At 63.9% G+C, this 3656-nt stretch carries 3 protein-coding genes and 1 pseudogene; all 4 read left to right on the top strand.

What is annotated here, in order from left to right; genetic code table 11:
* Positions 1-657: alpha-isopropylmalate synthase regulatory domain-containing protein (locus QZ079_RS08485; RefSeq protein ID WP_297037434.1), on the top strand; the 657-nt coding region annotated here is incomplete at its 5' end.
* 79 nt (positions 658-736) lie between these two features.
* The gene (gene leuC, locus QZ079_RS08480) at positions 737-2002 is read left to right on the top strand and encodes a 3-isopropylmalate dehydratase large subunit (RefSeq protein ID WP_297037433.1); all 1266 of its coding nucleotides are present in this window, start codon (positions 737-739) and stop codon (positions 2000-2002) included.
* 114 nt (positions 2003-2116) lie between these two features.
* Positions 2117-2617 carry a 3-isopropylmalate dehydratase small subunit gene (locus tag QZ079_RS08475; protein ID WP_297037432.1) on the top strand — a complete coding sequence of 167 codons (501 nt, stop codon included), beginning with the start codon at positions 2117-2119 and terminating at the stop codon, positions 2615-2617.
* Positions 2618-2759: 142 nt separating this feature from the next.
* Positions 2760-3656: pseudogene (gene leuB / locus QZ079_RS08470) on the top strand (3-isopropylmalate dehydrogenase); the annotation flags it as partial.

Below are 3656 nucleotides of genomic sequence, written 5' to 3'. Positions count from 1 at the left end.
GTTGGCCGCAATGCCTTCCTGCATGAATCCGGCATCCACCAGGACGGCGTGCTCAAGGCGCGCGACACCTACGAGATCATCGACCCGGCCGACGTGGGCGCCGGCGGCTCGCAGATCATCCTCACGGCGCGCTCTGGCCACGCGGCGCTGCGCCATCGCATGAGCGAGCTGGGCTTCACGTTCTCGGACGAGGAATTCGAGGGCATCTACCAGAGCTTTCTCGAGGTCGCGGACAAGAAGAAGGAAGTGTACGACGAAGATCTGGAAAGCATCGTCCACGAGCGCGAGCGCGTGAGTACGGCGGTGTGGAACCTCGATGCGGTGCAGGTTTCCTGCGGTTTCCCGCTCACCCCGACGGCGACCATCACGCTCACGAACATGGGTGGCGAGACGTTTACCGAATGCGCCTACGGCACCGGTCCCATCGATGCGGCGTACAAGGCAGTCGATAAGATCGTGGCTGTGGCGAACGACCTGAACGAGTTCAGCGTGAAGGCCGTGACGCGCGGTATCGATGCGCTCGGCGAGGTGACGGTGCGCGTGACGGCCGAGAACGGCGAGGTGTACATCGGCCGCGGCTCCGATAACGACATCATCGTGAGCTCCACGAAGGCCTACATCAACGCGCTCAACCGCCTCATTTCCGACCGTCAGTGACCCGCGTGACAACTTCCCCGGAGGAAACTGTCACACACACATGTCCGATACCTCTTCATTTACAGGAAGGATTGAACCAATGCCACGACCGATGACCGTTGCAGAGAAGATTCTGGCAGCCCATGCCGGACTGGACGAGGTGCGTCCGGGACAGCTCGTCGAATGCGACCTCGACCTCGTGCTCGCGAATGACATCACGGCGCCCATCGCCATCGATGTGTTCCACGAGCTCGGTGCGACCGAGGTATTCGACCGCGACCGCGTGTGCCTCGTGCCTGATCACTATGCGCCGAATAAGGACATCAAGAGTGCGGAGCAGACGAAGAAGATGCGCGACTTCGCCCACGAACAGCACATCACCCACTACTGGGAGCAGGGCTGTGCGGGCATCGAGCATGCACTGCTGCCCGAGCAGGGCGTCGTGGTGCCGGGTGACCTCGTGATCGGTGCGGATTCCCATACCTGTACGTACGGCGCGCTCGGCGCGTTCTCCACGGGTGTGGGTTCGACGGACGCCGGCGTGGGCCTCGCAACCGGTCGTGCCTGGTTCAAGGTGCCGCCTACCATCCGCTTCGAGATCGAGGGCGAGCTTACGGACGGTGCGACGGCGAAGGACGTCATCCTCCACATCATCGGGCTCATCGGCGTCGACGGTGCGCTCTACCAGGCCATGGAGTTCGCAGGCTCTACGATTCGGAATATGTCGATGGAAGGCCGCATGACCATCTCGAACATGGCGATCGAGGTTGGCGGCAAGGCGGGCATCATGGAGGTCGACGACGTGGCGCGCACATGGCTCGAAGGCCGCTGTCAGCGTCCGGCGGTCGAGTACCATGCAGACGCGGATGCCGAATATGCGCAGGTGATCCATATCGACGCGGCAGACATCAAGCCGTGCGTGAGTTGGCCGCACCTGCCCTCGAACACGCATCCCGTGAGTGAGAGCCGTCATATCGCCATCGATCAGGCAGTCATCGGCAGCTGCACGAACGGCCGTATTGAGGACATGCGCGCCGCCGCCGAGGTGCTGCGTGGCCGTCGCGTGAACGAGAGCGTGCGCTGCATCGTGATCCCCGCGACGCAGGCCGTGTTCAAGCAGTGCATGGCCGAGGGGCTTGCGGATGTATTCATCGACGCGGGCTGTGTGTTCTCCACGCCTACCTGCGGCCCGTGTCTCGGCGGATACATGGGCATCCTCGCTGCGGGCGAGCGCTGCGTTTCGACCACGAACCGCAACTTCGTCGGCCGCATGGGCGACCCGACGTCCGAGGTCTACCTGGCGAGCCCGGCCGTTGCCGCGGCGAGCGCCGTTGCCGGCCACATCGCTGCCCCCTCCGACCTCTGACATTGGGGACAGTCCCCAATGTCATGGGCTGGTAACCAACCATTGGGGACGGGGGTTATTGGCTGGTGCGCCCGGCACACGAGCTCGTCTGATTCAATCGAAAGGATATAAGTCATGCATTTCGAAGGCACGGTTTTCAAATACGGACGCGACGTAGACACGGACGTTATCATTCCGGCGCGCTATCTCAACAGTTCGGATCACGCGCATCTCGCGGCGCATGCTATGGAGGATATCGACTCCACGTTTGCCGAGCGCGTGCAACCCGGTGACATCGTGGTAGCTGAAGAGAACTTCGGCTGCGGATCCTCGCGCGAGCATGCTCCCGTGGCACTCAAGGCGGCGGGCGTGAGCTGCGTCATCGCCAAGAGCTTTGCGCGCATCTTCTACCGCAACGCCATCAACGTGGGTCTTGCGATCATGGAATGCCCCGAGGCGGTGGACGCCATCGCGGACGGCGCTCACGTCGCTGTGGACACCGAGACCGGCACCATCACGAACCTCGATACGGGCGCCGCATTCACCGCCGAGCCGTTCCCGTCGTTCATCGCCGAGATCATCGAAGCCGGCGGCTTGGTTGAGCGTACGCGCCAGAAGCTCGCTTGCGGGGAGTGAGGCACCGCTTCGGGGCAATTGTCTCCGTCGTCTTTGCCCGCGCGTGTGACAGTTTCCCCTGGTACCGCTGTCACCTTTGCCCACGTGTGACAGTTTCCCCTGGCACCGCTGTCACACTGCGTTCGATTTAGAAGGAGGGCGCATGCCGCTCGATAATCCATTCGCTGCAGGGCCGAGCTCAGGGAGCTGGGACTGCAATGTGAAGAAGACCTACAAGATCTGCACGCTGCCGGGAGACGGCATCGGGCCGGAGATCATCGCCGAGGGCAAGAAGGTGCTCGCGGCGGTGGGGAAGCGCTTCGGCGTGGAGTTCATCTGCGAGGACGCGCTCATCGGCGGTGCGGCGATCGACGCCACGCGCGCGACGGGGGAGGAGCCCACGGCATTGCCGGACGCAACGCTCGAAGCCGCTCGCGCAGCGGATGCCGTGCTGCTTGCAAGCGTCGGCGGTCCCAAGTGGGACACGACCGATCCCGCCGCTCCGCGTCCGGAACAGGGGCTGCTCAAGATTCGCAAGGAGCTGGGGCTCTACACGAACCTGCGCCCCGTGCAGATCTTCGCCGCGCTTGCGGACGCTTCGACGCTGCGCCCCGAGGTCATCGACGGCGTGGACATGATGATCGTGCGCGAGCTCACGGGCGGCCTGTACTTCGGCCGGCGCGAGCGCTTCTATGACGAGCCCGGCGCCGGCGGCAACGGAGAACCCGGCCAGCGCGCATACGACACGCTCGAGTACTGCGAGTACGAGATCGAACGCATCGCCCGCCAGGCGTTCGACGCCGCCCGCAAGCGCCGCAGCAAGGTGTCGAGCGTCGGCGAACGTGCTCGAGACAAGTCGCATGTGGCGCGAGATCGTCCACCGCATCCACGACGAGGAATACGCGGATGTGGAGCTCGAGGACGTGCTCGTGGACAACGCCGCCATGCAGCTCATCAACCGTCCGGCGACCTTCGACGTCGTAGTGACGGAGAACATGTTTGGCGACATCCTTTCCGACGAGGCGGCGCAGATCACGGGCTCGCTCGGTATGCTCGCCTC

The organism is uncultured Enorma sp. (assembly GCA_905210055.1).
Classification (GTDB): Bacteria; Actinomycetota; Coriobacteriia; order Coriobacteriales; family Coriobacteriaceae; genus Enorma.
Note: the sequence above shows the minus strand (reverse complement) of the source record. Positions and strands in the feature narration are given on the sequence as shown.